This is a genomic window from Mesorhizobium sp. M2A.F.Ca.ET.043.05.1.1 (assembly GCF_003952445.1).
GTDB lineage: Bacteria > Pseudomonadota > Alphaproteobacteria > Rhizobiales > Rhizobiaceae > Mesorhizobium.
This window is the reverse complement of sequence record NZ_CP034446.1, coordinates 6,588,669-6,607,051: the sequence shown is the minus strand read 5'-3', so window position 1 is coordinate 6,607,051 and position 18,383 is coordinate 6,588,669. Positions and strand designations below refer to the sequence as shown.

Here is an 18,383-nt window from a genome sequence, read left to right as displayed (position 1 = left end):
GATATGTTCTGCAGAACATATCAGTCGTTATGTTGCGGCCAAATTTATGTTGCGGTTGCAGGGGATGAGCCAAGGTTCTCGGTGATTTCCTTGGCCCAAGCCGCCACATAAGAAGAACGCCGATAGTAGCTGCCTACAAGGCTTTCAGGAATGCCATCAATGACGGCAGGGATCGTTGCCGTGGGGGTTCATTCAAGCCGCCGATATCAACCTTGGCCAACGCCTTGGCCTTCATTTCCAGATCCACCTCGGCGTAGATGTGCGTGGTGTCCAACGACACATGGCCCAGCCAAGCGCGGATCGTGTTGATATCGACGCCGGCACGCAGGAGGTGGACGGCTGTCGTGTGCCGGATCGTATGGGGGCTGACGCGCTTCGTGGCCAGGGTCGGAACGGTTTTGCTTGCCATGGCGGCATATTGAGTCACGACGCGGTGTATTCCGAACCGCGTCAGAGGCTCCTTCATCCGCCCCAGAAAGACGGCATCGCTTTTATCCCGATCGGTCACGAGGCCGGCCAGCGATGTTGCCGTCGCTGGCCACAATGGGCAGATCCGGATCTTGTTCCCCTTGCCATGAAGGCGCACTGAAGGAGACGCGCCCAGTTGAAGATTACCGACCGTCAATTTTGCTGTCTCATCCGCGCGGGCACCGCTGTTGTACAGGAATAGCAGCAGAGCACGGTCGCGCGCGCCCAGAGTCGTACGCCTGTCGGGTTGAGCAAGGAGCGCATCCATCTCGGTCTTTTCGAGATAGCCGATCGATGCTTTTGCCGTTTTCTTGAATGGTATTGCCCTTATCTCGGAACACCAGGCCAGGTGGACCGGCGAACGCATGCCGATGTAGCGTGCCAATGAGTGAATGGTCGCTAGCCGTTGGTTACGGGTTGCTTCGCTGCATCGGCGGTCACGTTCCAGGTGGTCCAGGAACTTGCGGGCGACCTCCGGTGTCAGGTCTTCAACTGTCATGCGATCGATGGCGCAGCCTTCCTGTTTGCTTGCGAATGGCAGCAACAGGGCCAGTGTGTCGCGGTAGCTGGCTTGGGTGTTGCGGGAAAGATTGCGTTCGGCGACCAGATGTTCCAACAGGAAACGACGGATCCACGGACCAAGGAGGGTCTCATCCTTCATGGTCGGCCCCCATTGCATATTGCGCAAAGCGCTGGCTTGCCGCATCGAGGAGATCGGGCGTCATGTGCAAATAGCGCTGCGTTGAACGTATATCGATATGGCCAAGGTAGGTTGCTAGCTGCGGAAGCAACCGTTGCACGTCTTGGCCGGAGCGATACCAGGCGACCACCCGGTGCACGGCGGCGGTGTGACGAATATCGTGCAATCGTGGCGGCCGAAGCTCCCCGATAGGGCAACTGATTCCGGCGGCTCGACGGACATGCTGGAACCAGGAAATAACTCGCACGTAGTGCCACGGCCGGCCATCGCGCGTGGTGAACAACGATGATTCTTCCCCACGCGGCAAAGGTAGAAGGTGCCGGCGTTCGATATGCGCAGCCAGCTCGCAGTTGAGCTTTGGTCCGATTGGCACGAGACGCGTTTTGAAGAACTTCGTGTCGCGGACGGTGATGATCTGTTCGGTCAGATCCACGTCGTGCAAGACCAAGCGAAGCGCCTCGCCGATGCGCATGCCGCTACCGTAAAGCAGCAGGAGAAGGGTACGATAAATTGTCGGCACCTGGGGGCTGTGCCCATCCTTCAGGATCGAGGTCGCGGCCAGCAGCCGGCGCAGCTCTTCCGTCGAATACACGTACGGCGTTTGTTGCGGCGGCAACTTCGGCAATGACGTCGGCAGTGGCGAGAACGCCGCATAGCCGCGGCTGACGGCGAAGCGATAAAATCCGCTCAAGACCTTGTAGCGCAGCATCCAGCTGGCACTGAGCGAACCGCTGCCTTGGAGAAACGCGGCTACCCTCTCTGGGGCAATCTCGCTGATCTCGGGATTGCCCATCACGCGGCAGAACCGGCGCAGCAACGCCTCGGCGGACTCAAAACGCATGCCCAATGACCGCTGCTTGGTCAGATAGTTGTCGATGACATCGGCCAGCATCATTGGAGTTCTCCCAAATCGAATGCAGCAACCTCGCGCAGGGCCTTGATATTCACCTTGGCGTAGATACTGGTTGTTGCCGCGCTGCTGTGTCCCAAATGATCTCCGATCTCCTTTATCGACAGACCTTCGGCAAGAAGCCGAGAGGCGCAGGCATGGCGCAGTGCATGCCCCCCGCGATGAGCCGCTTCGATTCCAAGCGCGACAAATCTGCGGTTCGCGACATCATAGATGCTCCCCGCCTTCAACGGTCGACGGGGTGCTTGCATGCAAAGGAAGATCTCTGGGCACGATGACGGCGGCCGCACCGTGTCTATGTAGCGGGCGAGCGCCTCAGCAACAGACGAAACAAGTGGATAGATCTGCGGCTGCCGACGCTTCAGACGGAAAAGCCTGAGCGTCCGACCGGACCAGTCGATCTGATCGAGGCGCAATGCCACTACTTCCCCGCTGCGCATTCCATAGACTGCGAGCAGCAGCAGGATTGCACGATCGCGAATGTCCCGTGGCTTGTCGGTCGCGGCATCGGCCAACATGCACTGCACGTCTGACCAGTTCGGGGCGTACGGCAACGATTCTTGGCGGTAAAGCCGCGGGCGACAGATCGATCCGGCCAGAGTGTCTGCGCACATTCCCCGCTTGCCGGCGTAGCGCAAAAATACCCGCAGAGCGGAAGCAGTGTTGGCGACGGACACGCGGGACCATCGTCCCGTTGCCTGGGTAACAAAATAAGCGTCGATGTCGGCGGCCTGAAGATTCCCAAGTTGCCAGTTCGTCTGGTCGCACCACCGCAGAAACCTGCCGATCACACGAGTCCATTGCTCGAGCGTGGATGGTGTGAAGCCGCGCTCATCGCGCATCCATCTCACATACTCATCGAGTTGGCTCTGATACTCGAACCCGGCACTCGGTTCACGCCACCAACCGAGAAATCGAAGCCAAGGTCGTCCGATATCGACAACTCTTCGCGCCGCAGTGATGGCTCCGTGGGCTTGTTCCCTCTCAATGCCAATCCGTCGAAGTGTGTCTATGCCGATGCCCTCCGACGAGGCATCCGGGCCGAGACGCATGGCAATCCACAGCAGCTCGTTGCGCTTTATTGTCAGCGAAGCGGGAGTCGCCCCGCATTCCGCACAGTGGCGAAGGTAACGGTCCCGCTCTTCGGCAAAGGGCTCGTCATTGTCGTCGTGGCCGACCGAGCGGCCGGCATCAGTCGTCTGATCCATAGCAAACCTCCGTTGGAAAAGGCTTGCTACCGACCTGCTGAGTTATGTTGCGTCAAGAACCCCACGCCGCCCAAGCACCCGAGCAACAGCGGGGCTTGCGCAACATAAATTTGGCCGCAACATAACGACTGTATCCGTACCCGTCGGGATGCGCCCCTCGATACTCCTCCCAGAGGATGAGTAAAGTGACGCCTGGCTTCTTGAGCTCGACCGCAAGATCGGCCCAGTTCGGTTCCGTGCGCCGCCGTGTGCCCTGCCTGACGCCGTTGCGGCTGAAAAGCTTGTGCTCGAGCGCATCGTCGGTCAGCTCGCCCGGCAACGGCCAGTTCAATCCAACTGCTGCCGCACGCTGCAGGTTATCCTGCACGGTGCTGCGCGCTATTCCTAACATGACTGCTATCTCGCGGGAGCTCGTCCCGCTTCCGGCAAGCCGAAGCATTTGTCTCAATTGTCTCATTGGTCAGCCTTCTCTTCGCCGGCATCCAAATCTCCCCTTTTACGGCGGGCACTTGATGCCAAAGTTGCTGACCCAGGAGGTAATCTTCAGTGCCGAAAACTGGCCGGTCTTTGATCGGAACGGTGGCCGGCTTCAAATCGGAATGGTGGCCGGTCTTTGATCGGAATGGAGGCCGACTTCATGTCGGAATCCGCACCCGCTTCCAATCGAGGTCATCAAGCGTCAGCGTCGCGACCTCGCGGGCGCGCAGACCGTATGTGATCATTAGCAACAGCATGGCGTAATCGCGCGGCCAACGACGGTGCGGCGATCGACTTGGTCGAGCATCTTCCGGACGGAATCCCAACCGATCGATCGGGGGATGTCGGCCAACCTGTAATGCTGGGGCACCTCGACGAGCTTGCTGATGTCGCGTTGGATAAGTCGGAGAAAAACCCGCAATGTGCTTGCGAGACCGATCATTGATCTGGGCCCGAAGTGCTGAGCCTGCGTCGTGACAAACCCCGTCACCACTGGCAACGAAAGCGCGGTCACCTCGCATCCAACATCCCTGAGATATCGCTCGAACCCACGCAGGTAGTGCCGGTAGTGATGAATGGAGCTCGCACGCAGGCCCCGCTCTTCGCGAAGGTAATCAAAGAATCCCGACACCTGGGTAGCGAATGGGATCGGCCAGGCTGTTCTATGGCTGGTGTTGTCCGACTTCGAGACGACATGGCTGAAGAAATGCCGCACAACGCCCCGACGAAGTTGCGATCGCGTCGACACGCTTCAGCGGATCGGTCGGCACGACGAGTGAACAACCAATCGTCGATGAATGGCTCGATGAGCACCTCGGTTCGTTTGATCTGGTCGACATTGTGGGCCGCGGTGAACTTACGATTACGTGCCCGGGCACGTAATCGTAGATGCCGCGCCGAGGAACGCCGCCAAAGACACGGAAAGCGTGATTGTGCGCGTCAAACAGCATCTCATGCGTCTGCAGCAGATAGGCCCGAACGATGAAGGCGCGGCTGTAGCTTAGCTTTGAATGGGCCACTTGCAGTTTGGTGCGCTCATTGCCGACGATTGCCCAGTCCTCCGACCAATCGAACTGGAACGCTTCACCCGGATCGAACGAAAGCGGCACGAATGTCCCGCGCCCTGTCGTCTGTAACTCCCTCTGCAGATCAGCCTTCCACTCCCGGGCGAAAGCAGCAACACGGCCGTATGACCCCTCATAGCCAAGGCTAAGCAGATCGGCATGAAGCTGCTTGATCGTGCGTTTCTGTTTGCGGTTCTTTTTGGCTTCCGTCCTCAGCCAGGCCGACAAACGGTCGGCAAACGCATCAAGCCTGCTCGGCCGCTCTGGAACCTTGAACTTCGGCCCCACCTCGCCCACCCGCAGGTATTTGCGCACGGGCCGGTCCTATGGCTAATCTCTCGGATCGATAAAATGCTCTCGAAAATGCCAGCGTCGGATCACGCTCAATAATGCCATGTCGATCACTCCGTAATCCCCGCTGAAAAAACGCGCGGTAAGGTTCAAACATGGGTCAATTCTCGGTGGAAATATGGGGGTGCGGATAAAAAGTTGGACTGGTTATGCGCTAAGTCCAAGGCTTTTCCGATATTCGATGGGACTGAGGGCGCCGAGTGACAATTTGATGCGCTTTTCGTTGTACCATTGGATGTAGGCATCGACCTCGTTGACGAACTGCTCGATCGTGGTCGCCTTCCAGTCTCGTGGGTAAAAGAGTTCGGTTTTCAGCCGGCCGAAGAAGCCCTCGCAGGCAGCATTATCTTGCGAACAGCCCTTGCGGGACATTGAGCGAACCAGCTTCGCATCGCCTATCCTGGTGAGCCAGCCCGGCCAGCGATAATGGGCTCCGCGATCGGAATGAACGATGGGCCGTGCATCCACGTCGACCACGGTTTCGATAGCGGCTTCCAACATGGTATTGACCAGCCCCGCATCTGGCTGCGTTCCAATGGACCAGCTTATGACCATGCCGTCGAAGCAGTCGATAATGGGCGAGAGGTACACCTTACCCGCCGGGATCTGGAACTCGGTGATGTCAGTGAGCCACTTCTGGTTCGGCACCTCGGCCTGGAAGTCACGATTGATCAGGTTCTCAGGCGCCGGACTGATCTCTCCCAGATACGAACCGAAGCGCCGGCGCTTGGGCCTAGAGACGACCAAACTTTCCTGTTTCATCAGCCGCTGCACAACCTTTTCCGAGATCGTCACGCGCTCCCTAGCCAGCGACGCCTGCAGTCTGCGATAGCCATAGCAGCGATGGTTGGTTTCGAAGATTTCGGTGATGCTTCGACGAATAGCGACATATTTGTCCGCCAAGCTCACACGGGCGCGATGGTAGAAGTATGAGCTTCGTGCCAGCCCCAACTGGGAAAGCAGTTCTGGCAGTCGATAGAGATCCTTGAGGGCGTCAACCAGCCTCGTTTTCTCCCGGTTACTCAGGAGTGGCAGATCGACGCCCAGGCCTTTTTTTAAGAGTTCATTGGCCTTCTTCAAGAGATCATGCTCGAGCTGCAATTGGCGGACATCGCGTTGGAGGGCTTCAAGCTGTCGCTCGAGTTCCTCGCGGTCCGGCGCCGGCGGAGAGGCGTTGCGGCGTTTCATGGATGAGGAAGCCTCATGACCGAGTAACTGGTTCTTCCAGTTGTACAACGTCGGTCTGCATACGCCCAGCCGGTCAGCTACGTCCTGGGCACTTTCCTCTCCACTGCAAAGCCCAATGACGCCGACCTGCTTCAACGCCTCGGGATACGCCGGCCGCCAAGATCGACCGACTATGGACGTTCTGGTCTCCGGAAACGCCTCTCGAACCCATGCGGTTAAGGTTCCACGACCGGGATAACCCAATGCCCTCATCGTCGAAGCGATGCAGCGATCGTGACAGAGGTAATGCTCAACAGCCGCCTGCTTCTGAGCCTCAGAATACTTCGGAGCTTTTGCGGCACAGCCTACACGCAAGTCGCGATGCTGCTCGAACTCACGGCACCACGCCTTCAAAGCATTTTTGGTGGGATAACCCAGCTGACGAATAGTCGCCTTAACCCGCCTGCCAAGCTTTACATATAACTCGACCGCTCGGATTCTGTCTGCGTAGGAATACATGAACTACCTCCTGGTGGTCCAAGTTTTCGTCCGCACCCCCTATCCTGTGTCGCCGGGTCAGTTCTCAGTGACAATCAACAGTCCGTTCTTTTTGCAGCCAAGAAGGGGCTGCGCACATCCACTAATGAACCTGATGGCGATCTTGGGTGGAAGCAATTCGCGCGGACGCGCCTGGAAATCCATGAGGTGCCAGGTGACCATTACACGATGGTCGCTCCGCCTCATGTGAGCGTCCTAGCAACGAAGCTCAAAGATTATCTCAATCGAAACGACTAAGCGACGGCACCAGCAGCAGATCGCAAAAGCCGGACAAGGGCCGGCGACCAAACTGTTGCAACAAATCCTTGAAGTAAATTTACTGAATCTTTGCGACCGCAAATCGCTCACAATGATACGTTCACTACAAGGTCTGAGATCGGGCACGGCTGAAAAAGCTTCTGCCGATGTACGAAGGACTGCCACAAAGCACGTAACGTCGGAGTCAACGGCCAATGGCAAGAAGAGCGCTCATCCTGCTTGAAGGTTCAAGGTATAATGGTCCGCTATACGTCCAGGCGGCCAAGCAACTTGGTCTTCATCCAATTGTCCTATCGGCTGATCCAGATCAGTACGACTATCTTGGGGCCGAAGGAATTGAGGCAATCCGTGTCGATACAGCGGATCTCGATGCGCTGATCCGCGAATGCTCCCGGCTGCATGCAACCTATGACATTGCTGGCATTACGTCCGTCGGGGACTCATTCTATGCGACAGTTGGCAAGCTCTGCCGCCATTTCGATCTGCCGGGACCGAAACCCACATCCATCGAACAATGCTGCGACAAATTCAAGCAACGTCACCTACTCGCAGAGGCCGGCGTTCCAATACCTGCCTATCGCTTGGCAGCGGATGCGACGGAGGTGGAAAGTTTTGCCGCGGAGATCGGCCTGCCGGTGATTGTCAAGCCAGCCGTGGGCAGCGGCAGTAGGGGAGTCCGATTGTGCCGCAACGTCAACGAGTTGGTTGAACATACGACCTATCTGTTGGGCGGGAAGCATATATGGCGGTCTTCGCCGAGAATACTCGTGGAAGAATTCGCACAAGGCCCCTACTATTGTGCCGAGATAATGGGAAATGAGATCATTGGCATTTCCGCCGCCGATTTCGGCTCCCCACCGCATTTCGTCTTTCGTGAATTCACCTTTCCGGCCGGGCTGACTGATGACGAGCATCAGCGTATCGCCGATGTTTCCCTGAGCTGTTTGCGAGCTCTCGACCTTGGCTGGGGGCCAGCGGGTATTGAATTCCGGTGGACGACGCGTGGGCCAGTCGTCATTGAAGTCAATCCGCGCCTTGCCGGCGCGCCCGATCCTCAACTGGTTCATCTGGCTTACGGTGTCGATCTCGTCACCGAGCACATCAAGCTTGCCATTGGGGAAGAATGGGATTTGCACAGAAGGCATTCGCAGACTGCGGCCGCGCGGTTCCTCGTTCCTGATCGCGATGGCACCCTCGATTGGATCAGCGGCGACAGTCGAGCGGCTGCCATACCCGGTATAGTCGAGGTCAAATTCTATGTTGAACCCAAGACGCCAATCGTCAGGAAAGGCGATCTTCGAGACTGGATCGGATATGTCATCGCTGCTTCACCCACCCATGATCGGACTGAGGCGATACTTCAGCGTGCCGTCGACTTAATCGATTGGTCGATCACACCATTCCCGACCCTTGGCGAACAGGAACAACCTGCGGCCCCCTTAAGAACTCCAGCACTTGTCCCCGGCGCAGCCTCTTGCGGGCCACTACCCGCCAGCCGTCCGCCCCGTGAACTTGAAACCGCAGTATAAAACGCAGCAATACGCCGTCGCACGCTGATCCAGTAAAGTAGCCGCGAAGTCGCTGGCGATCAAAGCCTGACATTCAGGAGGAAATATAAGATTATGAAGCGCATAGCAGTTGGACGCCTGTTTCATGAATCGCACGGATATGCGCTTGCGACAGCGGCGGCAGATATCACGGTCGTTCGCGGCGAGGCTGTGATCGAGGCGGCCAAGGGAAATGGCACCACGCTCGGCGGGATTGTCGACGCCTTGATTGAACGCGCTGATATTGAAATCCTTCCCGTTTCAGATTCGATGGTCGCCCCGAGCGGCGCCATCGATCATGGTTTCTACGTTGAGCAACGCCAGTTCTGGGGCGAGGAGCTCAAGAACCTCGCGCCCGATGCGATTGTCCTCGACCTGCATGGGTCGATGTCCACGACTGAGTTCGAAGATGCGGAAGGTGATTTCCTCTCCTACATTCGCGGCGCCATCGGCGGAAACGCAGTCATCGGAGTTGGTCTCGACCTTCATGCCAATATCACGCCGCAGATGTTGAAGGCAGCCGACATCTGCATCGCCTGCAAGAACAATCCCCATGACGATTACTACGACAATGGCAAGAAAGTCGTCCAGTTGGTTTTCGATGTCCTGGAAGGTCGTCTGCGCCCGGTCTATACCTTCGCGAAAACCCGGATGATTGCCCCCGGCAGGCTCGAAACTCATCTCAGCCCACTGAAGGAAATGCACGCACGCGCCCGTGCGCTCGAGAAGTCGGAAGCGCTAGTGGTGGACCTTAGCATCTACAACGCCTATCGCTTTGCGGATCTAACGGACATGGGTCAGGCCGCTGTGATACTGAGCAACGGGCCATATGCGCAAGCCAAGGCGATCGTCGAGGATTATGCCCAGGAGTTCTGGGATCTGCGCGAGTGCTTCAAGGATGAAACCGTGACGATCGCAGAGGCCCTGGATGCAACTGCGAAGGACAAGAGCGGCATTACCAAGGCGCTTGCCGATCTTGGTGACCGGACGCTGGCCGGCGCGCCGGGGGACAGCACCTTGATCCTGAAGGCCGCACTGAACCATCCTGTGAAGCTCCAGGGCGCGATGACGGTCAATGATCCGGATACCGTCGCCCAGGCACATGCCGCCGGAGTCGGTGCAAAAATCAAGATGCATCTAGGCGGCAAGGTTAGGTATTTGCGCGTGTTTTCATGGGCCGTGATCTTTGCCCCGAGCGCGCCAAGCCACGCGTTGCCGTCGGCATGGTCGAAATGCCAATGCGTGTTAATCAAGTGTGTTACGGGATCGGCCGAGAGCTTATCCAAGGCTTCGGTCACGTGTGTCCGTGACACTCCGATGCCAGCGTCAACCAGAAGATTGCCCTCCGGCCCCGTGAGGACGGCGATGTTCCCGCCCGAACCCTCCAGCACGCTAATACTGCCGCGCAGTTGATGCACGACGATCGGCGATACGGCAGCGCTATCCCTGACAAGACTGACAACACCGCGAGCCTCGGCGTACGCTTCCCTGGGACTGAGCCATCCGCCGGTAGCCGCTGAAGCAGAAGCGGCTGCGCAACAGAGGCAGAAACTCCTTCGCGATATCAGATTGGTCTGAGACATCATTTCCACTCCGCTTGGAAGACAATAGCGCAAGCACGACTGACATTTGTCCGTGCTGACACCCACGGCTTTACGCAAGCTTCTTCAGGGCAGCGAGCAGGATGTTGAACACTTCCTGCCAGCCGGAGCCGTCCACGAAGGCGCCATGTACTAGAACGATCGAGACAGGTTTGTCGGCGGCGAAGGAAGCGACGGGGAGGCAAGGATCATGGCGGCGAGAAATCCCCTGATTGTTCGTCTCACAATGACCTCCAATGTATGTTGGCAACCGCCGCGACGGTATCGCGTTCAGCCATGTMCTCTTTGGGGCCTGCTGCTGTCCGTCCGCTTGTGGCACTGCTCGAAACAACCGCCGTCGCGTGTTCAGCCGCTCAAGCATTCAACGGGGCCGACGCCAGCCATCCGGGAAGGCCGCGTCGGCAGTTCAGCATAGTTGACGGCCCTTCCGCCGTTCGATGAAGAGAGACTGCCGCTGGGCGGTCTCGCTGTCTCCCGTTGGGCCTGTATGGGTTACAACCGGCATTAATTCGTCTGGGCGGCCACGCCAGCGATGAAGTCGGCGACCTCCTGAGGATGCGAGAGCATCACCGCGTGGCTGGAGTCGATTTCCATCACTTTTGCTTTCGCGCGTGCCGCATTGGCGCGCTGCTGGCTGGGTGGGATCATGTGATCTTTGGTCGTCACCATGAAATAGGTCGGCTTGTCCTTCCAGGCGGGGGCGGTGATCTTTGTCTGCACGGCTTCCAGACCCCAGGGCACCTGCGCATCCGCCATGAAGCGAGCCGTCTTGGGATCGACATCGGCAGCGAAGGAAGTCGGGAACTTCTCCGAGTCGCAGAGCAGGAAGTTGTTACTTGGCGGGAGCAGCGGCGCCTTGTCCTCGCCGGGCGTGGGCGCCGTCGCGATGTCGAACACGGATTCTCCGGCCTGGGGTGCGTAGGCGGCGAGGTAGACCAGGCTCTGCACCTTGGGCAGATCGCCAGCCTCTGTAATGACCGCGCCGCCATAGGAATGACCCACAAGCACCACCGGCTTCTTGGCCCTGGCGATAACCTGGCGGGTCGCTTCAACGTCACCTTTAAGGGTGACAGTCGGGTTCTGCACCGCCAAGACCTCGTAACCTTTCGCGGACAGGATGTCATGGACGGCCTGCCACCCGGAGGCATCGACGAAGGCACCGTGAACGAGCACGATTGAGACGGCCTTTTCGGCAGCGGAGGCTGCAAGCGGGGAAGCGGTTGTGATCATGGCTGCGAGTAATCCTGTAATTGCACGTTTCATTGTCCTGTTCTCCTAGCGTTTCATGTGACGTCGACCGGATCGAGAACGATCGGCGTTCGTTCGGCCAGATCGTCGATCTTCTTTGCATAGTTCTTGAAGTGCGGCGTCTCGCGATGGGCGTTAAGCGCGGTGTCGTCCGAGTAGAGCTCGTCAAGTATGAAGCGGTCCGGATTGGCACGGTCGCGCCAGACGTCCCATCTCATATTGCCGGGCTCCGTCCGGCTGGATACTCGTGTGGCGCATAGGAGCCGCTGGAGCTCCGCGGCCTTGCCTGGCCGAGCGGTAAGGATTCCCACGATCTTGACGCCGGTCGACATGATCCAGTTCTTTCTCCGAGAGGTTGGGTCGGCGCCGAGGCCGACCCGCAGGACCTCAGGCGGCGCGCTTGCCTTCGCACTGGCGGTCGAGCGCAGCGATCAGCGCTGCACCGATCGGATGATCCGAACGCGGGTTCTGGCCCGTGATCAGTTCGCGATCCTCGACCACATAGGGATCGAAATCGACCGGAGTTGTGGTCACATTGGCACCTGCAAGCGTCAGCGCGTAAGGCATGTGGAAATAGATTTTCGCGTGCAAGATGTTGTCCTCGATCACCTTCTCTTCGGTCGAAGAGAATATCGTCATCTTGTAGCCCGCATACTGCCAGCCTTTGGCCCACTCTGCCGCCTTGTCCGGATCTCCGGCAATCAAAGCCGCGCGAAACTCGCGTGCGTAGGGCATCGCGGCGACCGCTGATATGGGTCCGTGGCAAAGCAGGGCCGTGGGCTTCGCCTTCTCATGAAAATGGCGGAGCACATCGCCGACGTCCTGATCCTGCATGAGGTCGACGACCGGGGCCTGCCCACCCGGAGCGAACACACCGGCATAGTTGTCCAGCCCTTCTTCGATTACCGACCGCAGCGTTCGCGGCGTCATCGATGGATGGTCGGCGTAGAAGGCCTTGGCGCGATCGTACGCCGCCTTGTCGCCGCCGAAATGCGCCGGCGCATCAGAAGCCTTGTCGATTACCGGTTTTTCGCCATTCGGCGTCGCGAGCACGACCTCATAGCCGGCATCGATGACGGCCATTGCTGGAACGACCGTCTCATTGAGGTACTGTCCTGTAGCGCCCCACCGGCCGCCCTTGATCTCGATCCTGGTCGCATTGGACCCGAGAATAAGCACTTTTCCTTTGCTCACATTGTCCTCCATTGCGTGTCGTAGGTGGACTTGGCCTCCAGCGCTCGGTGGAGGGCACCGTTTCAGGTCGGTAAGTGGACGATAGGTTGGGCGGGCTAAGCCGGCGAGTGAATCGATGTGAAAAGTTGCTGCGCTAGTTGCTTCGACGTTCACATCGATTCATTCGCTTAACGGAGCGCCGTGCATCATCCTGGAGCGAGTCCGCGAGCCAACCAGCCCATGCCCCTCCAACCATCTCAGAGCAGTCTTCCCGATGTCGAGTATGCCAGGATCGGTATCATTGGCTGTGGGCGGCTCGGCTCAGCCATCGCGCGCCTCGCAGTGGGGGCCGGCATGGTGGCGGTTGTCAGCAACAGACGAGGAAGGTCAACCCTTCAGGATTTTGCAAGGGAACTCGGGGACCTGGCCGTCGCCGCTAGCGTGACCGAGGCGGCGCAAGAGGAAATCGTCGTGCTCGCCGTACCATGGTCCCAGCTTGCCGTGGCGCTACTGGAAGTGCCCGATTGGGACGGCAGGATCGTGATCGATGCAACGAACCCCGACATGCCTACCGCCGCACTCCCCGATTTCCTGGCGAGGAACTCCAGCGAGATTGTATCCCACCTCGTCCCCGGCGCACGACTGGTAAAGGCCTTCAACACGCTGCCGCCTCAGTTGCTGCTGATGCCCCCGGAGGCTGCGACTGGGCGGCGTGTCATCTTCTTTTCTGGCGACCATGCGCGTGCCAAGGCGGTGATCGGCAGGATGATCGCGCATCTGGGCCTGGCCGGCATCGATCTCGGCCGACTCTCCGAAGGCGGCAGGTTACAGCAGTTTCCCTCGGGTGCTCTTGTCGGTCTCAATCTCATCAGTATCGGCCCGTCGACTGTCTTCTAGCCGCGTGAGAAGCTGTGCGGCTTCGACGAGATCGGCCGTCTCAAATCCCTCCGTGAATCTTGCCCGCAACTCAGACAGGAACGCGTGCGCCACAGCGATCCTGCCCTGTTCCGCCAAAAGACGCGCCAGGCTGATGCCCGTGCGGAGCTCCCAGGCAAGCGCCCCTTGCCGTCGGGCCCAGTCCAGGGAAAGTAGAAAAGTCTCCTCGGCCGCATCGGGTGCCCGTCGTGCGGCCAAAAACTCGCCTTTGACGCGCAGCAACTCCGGAAAATACCAAACGTCCCCCGAGCGTTCGGCGAGTGCGAGTGCATGCTCGATCACTGTCGCCGCATCATCAGCCCGGCCCGCCGCGGCGAGACCCTGCGCCAGGGCGGCCCGAAGCGACGCGTAGTGAGCGTGAAAGGCCGCTTTCGGGAGCTCGGTGAGAGCCACCTCCAATAAACGGGAACCAGCTTCAGGATCGCCGTCGCGGATCATGATCTCGCCCCGGTAGGCTCGAATCCAGACGCCGTAGCTGACTTGCCGCGCAACCGCGCCCTGCAGCAAGGCCAGCAGCCTATCGGCGGAAGGCCTGTCGCCCGCCAGGAGCGCGACCCGGCAACCCGACAATGCGGTCGCATGAAATATCGAAGGATCGTGGGCAAGGTTTTGTGCCAGTTGCGCACTGGTCTCGACTATTTTCATTGCCTGCTCGGGAAAACCCTGAAGCCAAAGCGTCAGAGACAATGCCGAATAGGCCGTGACCCGTTGATCGAATTGGAAGCGGATCAGGTGCGAACGATCGGACGGAGCCATATATGAGCGAAGGACCTGTTCCATCGTGCTGCGAGCGGCCTGCAGTTCTCCCTGAGCCCAGAGGACCGTTCCAATGATCCGATCGCCCACGACGGGATCGGCAACATCCGACGACAGCGCCGCGACGTCCCTGAACTTGCGCGCCGCCTCGAGGGCCCTAGCCTGGCTCTCGCCGGTGTGATGGCCAATCCAGATGCCCCATAGTGCACGGAGCTGATAGTCGATGTCGCCGATCCGCTCAGCGATTTGGAGCGTCGCTGACCAGGCCAGTTCCGACTCCGGTCCCGGCCCCTTGGTCAGGGTCGAGGCCGCCGCAAATGCTGCGAAGAGCTGCATCTCGCGCTTGCCTCCGCGAGCGACATCGGGACTCAAGACTGAGAGAGCGCGTTCGACGCGAGTTCGGCATTCCTCGAGGAGGGTCAGACGAGTCCACAGCGGAACGGCGTTGGCAGTGAGCGCCACGCCGACATCACCGTCGCCATCAGGCGATAGAGCCCAATCAATGGCAACGTGGACGTTGTCGATGCAGCTGCTGTACTCGGCCATCCACTCGGCTAGCGGCTTGCTGAAAAACTCGGAATGCGCCCGATCAAGAAGCGCGGCGTAGTAGGATGCGTGGCGACGCGCCGAGGCGGAGCTTTCGCCTGCCTCGGTCAGCTTCTCGCGAGCGTAGCTTCGAGTCGATTCTAGCAACCTGTATTCCGTCGAGGCGACGACATATGTCGGCGGCAAATGGCACCGTCGAATCGTCGAGTTCGAAATCGCTTCGCGTCGCCTTCGCACGATCGACAAAGAGTTGCGTGGCCGGAAAGCTGAGCGCCTCGGCCGTCGTGAGGCCTTCCAGCCGGGTCGGGAACTCAAGCGACGGCAATCGTGCCACGGTCTCGCCGAGAGCGCGAAGGGGCTCGCGGCTCGTGGCCAGGACGCTGACTTGTGACGTGTTTTGGGTGATCCGTTCTGCCAGTTCAGCCGCCGCGTCGATAAGATGCTCACAATTATCGAGCACGATCAGCATGTGTTTGTTCTGGAGGAACTCGAGAAGCTCGGGGGTCGCGTCTTTGGAGCGGACCGGCTTGCCCAATGCCGTGGCGAGCGCAGTAGGGACGAGTCGTGGGTCAACCAAGCGCGCGAGTTCGACAATATATGCCCCATCGGAGTAACGCGTCGCGACAGATTCCGTGACAGCCAGTGCGACGGACGTCTTCCCCATTCCTCCCGGACCGACCACGCTGACAAGGCGCCGTTCGCACAGAAGGGCGTTCAGCGAGGCCACGAAGTCGTCACGGCCGAAGATGCGAATTCCGGCGACCACTTTCCCGTCGCTTCGCGGTCGTGCGGCGGCGTCTATTTGGCGAGGCACCGGTTCTCCGGTTGTTGCAACTGGCGCGACGAAGCGATAGCCACGGCCGGGAATGGTGGCGATGTACCGGTTATCGCCTTCGCCGTCGCCAAGCGCTTTACGCAGGGCAGCGACATGGACCCTGAGACTACTCTCCTCGACAGCCGTGTTGGGCCAAACGATATCGAACAGCTCCCTCTTGCTGACGACTTCGCCAGCACGTTCGGCCATCGCGACAAGGATCCCCAAGGCGCGGCTACCGATCCGCACAGGTTGATCCCCGCGTACCAGCAGCTCCCGCGCAGGAAGCAAGTTAAAGGGGCCAAATGACAGCGTCCTGCGATCTGAATCAGTGCCCAAGCGACTGAGCCTCGCGCTTCGACAGTCGTGCCGCAAGGTACAACCGCGACTGTTCATTGCTAGCAACACTTTCAAATGAGCGCGTTTAGGCGTCGTACGCAAGCCACTCGATCAGCAACGACATCCTGAGAAGGGGGCCCTATGTCCCTTGCTCAACTCGACGCGAGCATCGTCCGGGTCGATGTTCGATTGTGCATTTGCTAGGTCACGCGGTGTGCCGTTCGCATTTGCCACTGGCGCCGAAGCGATCGCCGCCGATCTGGCGGATATCGCGAGGCTATAAAAACCGAAATCTAAGCGTGCACTCGTTCCCCCGGTTTCGAGCGAGAGGGAGCGCCAACCGTGCTGGTTGGTTCCGGCGTGCCCTGAAAAAGGGGAACCCGCGCCCCCTCGGCGAGGACGCGGGCCGGTGTTTCCACCATTCTGCGACCGCTTGAGGGGGACAGTCGCAGACCTTCTCAACATGGCAAACTGCAGCTTGTTCCGAGTTGCAAGAAGAAAACCCGCCGAACAACGTCGAGGCCCGGGCTCATGATCGCGCCACGCACGCGCTCACATACAGTGGCAAACCCTCACAAGGAAAAACACGCCCACTCCGTAAGGGATGACAAGAAGTCCGAGGGCAATCCAATAACCCGGCTGCGCCATTGCCGCGAAGTCTGAAAGAAGCTGTTTCATCGCCACCGAACGAAAGGTGATCATCATTGTTCCAAGGGGCAGCGGTCCGGGGGGGCATTTCGCCTGCGATTTTTGGGGGCAAGGGAACATGTTCTTGAACTTTCAGTTCGAGACACGATCAAAAAGCAGTGGAGATGTCTGGTGGCTCCTCTAACACCAGAGCAGGTAATAGCCGCCCGAACCTTGTTGAACTGGCCGCGGGTGCGGCTTGGGGCAAAATGCGACTTGAGCGAAGCGAGCATTCGCGAATTCGAGCGCGGGGGTCGGGTGCCCTCGGCGGAAAAACTGCTTGCCATGCGCCAGGTATTGCAGGCCGCCGGCGTCGCGTTCTTTGGACAGGACAGCTCCGGCAAGCCTGTCGTGCGATTGCACACTTCGAAAGCTCCGCACGCCACCAATCTCGCCGGGGGCGAAGCCGGGATAATCGGCAACAGCGAAATGTGACCACAGGTCAAGGAAGCTGCGCCAGCTCTTCGCGTGACAAGCCGCGGTCGTTTGGTAGAAGCGGCGCCGTTGGACTGCCCAGGTGACGCGACAAGGCTTCGACAGTTGGGGCATAGCGTTTTCTGAGCGATGCCAGTCGCTCCAAGCCATGCGGTTTTGGGGTTCCGTGGCCTGCCCTTGCCGCACGTTCCAGGACCTGCTGCAGCACCTCTCTATCGGTTGTCGGGCGGCCGATGTCGAGCCGAAGCAACTTGCTCAGCTCGTCTGCAAGGTGGGTGCCTTCCTCACGCAGCAGGACAGCCTTGCCGCGCAGTTTGGGCTCATCGATCGCCTCGATGACGGCAGCAAGGTCCAACAACGCCGCGAGAGTGGCAGGCCACCCCGCACCAGTCTCCAAAGACCGGAAATAGATCAGGAATGGGTGCGATGCATGGCTCTGCAGCACCTCTGCGCACCAATCCCTGCCCTTTACGAGCACCTGTTCCAGCTCGTCCTTGCAACCGAGTGAAGCATAGCGCTCCAGCAGCGCCACCGCGGACGGCGGATCGCCTGACGCTGTGGTGATCTTGAGGATGCCGGAGTCACGCCTGCCGATGCTGGTCTGCACCTGAAGCAGGTAGGTGACGGCCATCGTCATGACCGACAGGCCGCAGAATCCCGCCGCGATGTTGACCCAACGGGCAGGACCGGTCGCGTCGGTCTCGCTCAGGCCAACCGTCACCAGGCTGCTTCCGGCAACGAACACCGACTGGGAGAAGGTCGGCACCGCGGGCCGGTACCAACCGCTCAGAGCAGCCACCATCAGCCCGAAGCCGAAAATGAGAAGCAGCATCCAGCCGGTGAAGGACGCTACCAGCACGAAAGGCGCGAACGCCGCCGGGATGGCGGCACCGCGTCTGCGCGTATGCCGTAGTCCGAACAAGCCGGCGAAAACCATCCGGCTTGCGAGACGCAGGGACGCCCGGCTCTCGCCCGGCACAACGACGGTGTCAAAGACATCGCGAAGCGTGAACCAGACCACAAGGGCTCCGACGACGAATTGCAGGATATCGACGAACATCTCCTGTAACGCCCAGACCGGACTTGTGTTCAGAAACCCTGGCCTCCCGCTGCGTCGGACTCGCAGGGAAGCCGGAAGGG

Annotated in this window: 15 protein-coding genes and 3 pseudogenes; 4 read left to right on the top strand and 14 right to left on the bottom strand. The window is 59.5% G+C overall.

Features of this window, described 5'->3' with window-relative positions:
- Positions 1-133: 133 nt before the first annotated feature.
- From EJ069_RS31935 to EJ069_RS31905, 7 genes and pseudogenes are all read right to left on the bottom strand, one after another.
- A complete protein-coding gene (locus EJ069_RS31935; protein ID WP_126064512.1) occupies positions 134-1,129 on the bottom strand; it encodes a tyrosine-type recombinase/integrase in 996 nt (331 codons plus the stop codon).
- The gene (locus EJ069_RS31930; RefSeq protein WP_126064511.1) at positions 1,119-2,063 is read right to left on the bottom strand and encodes a tyrosine-type recombinase/integrase; all 945 of its coding nucleotides are present in this window, start codon (positions 2,061-2,063) and stop codon (positions 1,119-1,121) included. Before EJ069_RS31930 ends, EJ069_RS31935 begins: the two co-directional genes overlap by 11 nt.
- Positions 2,060-3,286 (bottom strand): tyrosine-type recombinase/integrase, encoded by a 1,227-nt coding sequence (locus tag EJ069_RS31925; RefSeq protein ID WP_126064510.1) that lies wholly within the window; start codon positions 3,284-3,286, stop codon positions 2,060-2,062. The genes EJ069_RS31930 and EJ069_RS31925 overlap by 4 nt, the downstream gene beginning before the upstream one ends.
- Positions 3,287-3,338: 52 nt before the next feature.
- A complete protein-coding gene (locus EJ069_RS31920) occupies positions 3,339-3,677 on the bottom strand; it encodes a transposase (RefSeq protein ID WP_210211318.1) in 339 nt (112 codons plus the stop codon).
- Positions 3,678-4,007: 330 nt separating this feature from the next.
- Positions 4,008-4,394: a site-specific integrase gene (locus tag EJ069_RS33610; RefSeq protein WP_245456380.1), complete on the bottom strand. Its 387-nt coding sequence runs from the start codon at positions 4,392-4,394 to the stop codon at positions 4,008-4,010.
- Positions 4,395-4,644: 250 nt separating this feature from the next.
- A pseudogene (locus tag EJ069_RS31910) lies at positions 4,645-5,223 on the bottom strand (IS21 family transposase); the annotation flags it as partial.
- A gap of 102 nt (positions 5,224-5,325) precedes the next feature.
- On the bottom strand, positions 5,326-6,864 hold the full coding sequence (locus EJ069_RS31905) for an IS3 family transposase (protein WP_126064509.1): 1,539 nt from the start codon (positions 6,862-6,864) through the stop codon (positions 5,326-5,328).
- A gap of 491 nt (positions 6,865-7,355) precedes the next feature.
- Between EJ069_RS31905 and EJ069_RS31900 the strand changes: the two genes are divergently transcribed.
- Both EJ069_RS31900 and EJ069_RS33605 read left to right on the top strand, forming a co-directional pair.
- The gene (locus EJ069_RS31900) at positions 7,356-8,690 is read left to right on the top strand and encodes an acetyl-CoA carboxylase biotin carboxylase subunit family protein (RefSeq protein ID WP_126064508.1); all 1,335 of its coding nucleotides are present in this window, start codon (positions 7,356-7,358) and stop codon (positions 8,688-8,690) included.
- Between the two features lie 93 nt (positions 8,691-8,783).
- Positions 8,784-9,803: pseudogene (locus EJ069_RS33605) on the top strand (M81 family metallopeptidase); the annotation flags it as partial.
- Positions 9,804-9,859: 56 nt separating this feature from the next.
- On the opposite strand, the pseudogene EJ069_RS33600 reads toward EJ069_RS33605, so the two are convergent.
- The 4 genes and pseudogenes from EJ069_RS33600 to EJ069_RS31875 form a co-directional block, all read right to left on the bottom strand.
- Positions 9,860-10,291, bottom strand: a pseudogene (locus EJ069_RS33600) (MBL fold metallo-hydrolase); the annotation flags it as partial.
- A gap of 522 nt (positions 10,292-10,813) precedes the next feature.
- Positions 10,814-11,572, bottom strand: a complete 759-nt coding sequence (locus tag EJ069_RS31885) for an alpha/beta hydrolase (protein WP_042639129.1) — start codon at positions 11,570-11,572, stop codon at positions 10,814-10,816.
- Positions 11,573-11,592: 20 nt separating this feature from the next.
- Positions 11,593-11,889 (bottom strand): putative quinol monooxygenase, encoded by a 297-nt coding sequence (locus tag EJ069_RS31880; RefSeq protein ID WP_126064505.1) that lies wholly within the window; start codon positions 11,887-11,889, stop codon positions 11,593-11,595.
- A 55-nt stretch (positions 11,890-11,944) separates the two neighbouring features.
- Positions 11,945-12,763, bottom strand: coding sequence for a DJ-1/PfpI family protein (locus EJ069_RS31875; RefSeq protein WP_245456379.1), 819 nt, complete (start codon positions 12,761-12,763; stop codon positions 11,945-11,947).
- A 207-nt stretch (positions 12,764-12,970) separates the two neighbouring features.
- Between EJ069_RS31875 and EJ069_RS31870 the strand changes: the two genes are divergently transcribed.
- The gene (locus EJ069_RS31870) at positions 12,971-13,627 is read left to right on the top strand and encodes an NAD(P)-binding domain-containing protein (RefSeq protein WP_126064504.1); all 657 of its coding nucleotides are present in this window, start codon (positions 12,971-12,973) and stop codon (positions 13,625-13,627) included.
- Here the strand turns inward: EJ069_RS31870 and EJ069_RS31865 are convergent.
- Positions 13,556-14,968 (bottom strand): tetratricopeptide repeat protein, encoded by a 1,413-nt coding sequence (locus EJ069_RS31865; protein ID WP_126064503.1) that lies wholly within the window; start codon positions 14,966-14,968, stop codon positions 13,556-13,558. The genes EJ069_RS31870 and EJ069_RS31865 overlap by 72 nt on opposite strands.
- Positions 14,969-15,011: 43 nt before the next feature.
- Positions 15,012-16,178 carry a winged helix-turn-helix domain-containing protein gene (locus tag EJ069_RS31860; protein ID WP_126064502.1) on the bottom strand — a complete coding sequence of 389 codons (1,167 nt, stop codon included), beginning with the start codon at positions 16,176-16,178 and terminating at the stop codon, positions 15,012-15,014.
- Between the two features lie 762 nt (positions 16,179-16,940).
- On the opposite strand from EJ069_RS31860, the gene EJ069_RS31855 reads away from it, so the two are divergent.
- Positions 16,941-17,243, top strand: a complete 303-nt coding sequence (locus EJ069_RS31855; RefSeq protein WP_348639352.1) for a helix-turn-helix transcriptional regulator — start codon at positions 16,941-16,943, stop codon at positions 17,241-17,243.
- A 7-nt stretch (positions 17,244-17,250) separates the two neighbouring features.
- On the opposite strand, the gene EJ069_RS31850 is transcribed toward EJ069_RS31855, so the two are convergent.
- Complete coding sequence (locus EJ069_RS31850) at positions 17,251-18,303, bottom strand: hypothetical protein (protein ID WP_126064501.1); 1,053 nt, start codon at positions 18,301-18,303, stop codon at positions 17,251-17,253.
- Positions 18,304-18,383 lie beyond the last annotated feature (80 nt).

Coding starts and splice junctions, on each gene's coding strand:
- EJ069_RS31935 (WP_126064512.1), bottom strand. CDS start 1,129: ATGAAGGATGAGACCCTCCTTGGTCCGTGGATCCGTCGTTTCCTGTTG.
- EJ069_RS31930 (WP_126064511.1), bottom strand. CDS start 2,063: ATGATGCTGGCCGATGTCATCGACAACTATCTGACCAAGCAGCGGTCA.
- EJ069_RS31925 (WP_126064510.1), bottom strand. CDS start 3,286: ATGGATCAGACGACTGATGCCGGCCGCTCGGTCGGCCACGACGACAAT.
- EJ069_RS31920 (WP_210211318.1), bottom strand. CDS start 3,677: ATGTTAGGAATAGCGCGCAGCACCGTGCAGGATAACCTGCAGCGTGCG.
- EJ069_RS31905 (WP_126064509.1), bottom strand. CDS start 6,864: ATGTATTCCTACGCAGACAGAATCCGAGCGGTCGAGTTATATGTAAAG.
- EJ069_RS31900 (WP_126064508.1), top strand. CDS start 7,356: ATGGCAAGAAGAGCGCTCATCCTGCTTGAAGGTTCAAGGTATAATGGT.
- EJ069_RS31885 (WP_042639129.1), bottom strand. CDS start 11,572: ATGAAACGTGCAATTACAGGATTACTCGCAGCCATGATCACAACCGCT.
- EJ069_RS31880 (WP_126064505.1), bottom strand. CDS start 11,889: ATGTCGACCGGCGTCAAGATCGTGGGAATCCTTACCGCTCGGCCAGGC.
- EJ069_RS31875 (WP_245456379.1), bottom strand. CDS start 12,763: ATGGAGGACAATGTGAGCAAAGGAAAAGTGCTTATTCTCGGGTCCAAT.
- EJ069_RS31870 (WP_126064504.1), top strand. CDS start 12,971: ATGCCCCTCCAACCATCTCAGAGCAGTCTTCCCGATGTCGAGTATGCC.
- EJ069_RS31865 (WP_126064503.1), bottom strand. CDS start 14,968: ATGGCCGAGTACAGCAGCTGCATCGACAACGTCCACGTTGCCATTGAT.
- EJ069_RS31860 (WP_126064502.1), bottom strand. CDS start 16,178: ATGAACAGTCGCGGTTGTACCTTGCGGCACGACTGTCGAAGCGCGAGG.
- EJ069_RS31850 (WP_126064501.1), bottom strand. CDS start 18,303: ATGTTCGTCGATATCCTGCAATTCGTCGTCGGAGCCCTTGTGGTCTGG.